The 1826-nt window shown below is 43.7% G+C and carries 1 protein-coding gene; it reads left to right on the forward strand.

Features of this window, described 5'->3' with window-relative positions:
- Positions 1–118: 118 nt before the first annotated feature.
- Positions 119–1411, forward strand: a complete 1293-nt coding sequence (locus FE783_RS37215) for an IS110 family RNA-guided transposase (RefSeq protein ID WP_138884446.1) — start codon at positions 119–121, stop codon at positions 1409–1411.
- Positions 1412–1826 lie beyond the last annotated feature (415 nt).

Here is a 1826-nt window from a genome sequence, read left to right on the forward strand (position 1 = left end):
CAGCATTCCTGTAATGAAGAAATTCGCGGTTTGAACAAGAAAAAGGCCTCTGGTAACATGAAATTGTCCTGAGCTGGCCAGCAAAAAAGGACAAATACTCGTGTTCCAGGAGGCTACAATGAAATATAACCAAAATCATAAGATTGTTCAAATCACGTCTCGCACGCTTATCGTTGGCGTAGATATTGCTAAGTTCGCCCATGTCGCTCGTGCTCAAGATTTTAGAGGTTTTGAGTTTGGAATGCCGTTTCATTTTGGTAATGCTAGCCCTGACTTTGAGGGATTCCTGGAATGGATCCACCAATTGATGAAAAAACAAAGCATGGAGAAGGCCATTGTAGGTATGGAGCCAACGGGTCATTACTGGTATAATCTAGCCTACTTTCTTGCGGAGCATGACATAAAATTTGTTTTGGTCAATCCGCTGCACGTGAAGAAAAGCAAAGAGTTGGACGACAATTCACCAACAAAAAACGATGTCAAAGATGCCAAGGTCATTGCGCAGCTTGTTAAAGATGGGAGATACGCCGAACCCCATATCCCGAAAGGAGTTTACGCAGAACTTCGAGTGGCAAGAAAAATACGCGATCTCTTGTGCGTTGACCTGCAAGTCGTACAGGGCCAGATCCATAATTGGTTAGATCGGTATTTCCCAGAATTTTTGACCGTTTTTAAGGATTGGGAAGGAAAAGCAGCCTTGCAACTGCTGAAGCTCACAAAGTTACCCCACGAGCTGGTGATGATCTCTGACGAAGAGATATTCATGCACCTCAAGAAGGCTGTAAAACGTGCTGTCGGCTTGACCAAGGTAAGGGAGTTAAAGTATGTCGCTAGCCAGTCCATTGGCATTCGGCAGGGCTCAGATATGGCTAAATTGGAGCTCCGCATCTTGTTAGACAAGTACGAATTATTTCAGCAGAGGCTAGAAGAACTCGACTCTAAGATGGACCAACTCCTCTCCCAAATACCTGGTGTAGAGCAAATGCTGGCGGTTCAAGGGATCGGGCGAGATACGATCGCAGGCTTTTTTGCAGAGGTAGGGGATTTAAGTAAATACTCCCACCCTAAGCAGATCATAAAGCTTGCAGGACTTAACCTTAAGGAGAACACATCAGGTATACATAAAGGCCAAACCAAGATTACGAAGAGAGGGAGGAAGAAGCTTAGGGCACTTCTCTTTCGAGTAATCATGCCTTTAGTCGCTAAAAATATGGCTTTCAAAGCGCTACATCAGTATTACACGAAACGTAAGGATAATCCGTTAAAGAAGATGCAGTCCTTAATAGCACTGTGTAACAAATTAATTCGAATACTATTTGCCATCGGCCAAAAGCAATGTCCGTTTAGCGAAGAAAAAATGTTGCGCGATATTCCACACATGGATGTAGCTTCAATTGAAAATGCTGCTTAGTTTTCCCTTGGTCAAATGATTGAGTTGTGGTCTTGGTTTTAATTAGACAGCAGAAGCACGGATTAGTCGGTATTACACTATTACTACGGGCAATGACCCTGTCGGGCAGCATAACCGACATCCACCTCATGGAAAGGTTGAACGAAGGAATTTGGGAGCTATGACTCTGTGAGAAATGGGAGGGTTGACCCCCATGAGATGACGTGGAGATCCTTTAGTGCGACCATATTTTGAACATTTACCACTTTCTGGATCACGGTGGTCGTGGGGATATGCCTTTTTCAGGTTTAGGAAACCAAAAATCCCCTTCTGTACAATTTTGTTCCTGTGAGGCTGTGTCTATTAAAACTCCCCCTCAACGAAATCGTAAGAAAACAAGAGGAAATTGGAGATATGCATTTATTCATAGAGGGAG

It is taken from the genome of Paenibacillus mesophilus (assembly GCF_005938385.1).
In the GTDB taxonomy this organism is placed as follows: Bacteria; Bacillota; Bacilli; order Paenibacillales; family NBRC-103111; genus Paenibacillus_AB; species Paenibacillus_AB mesophilus.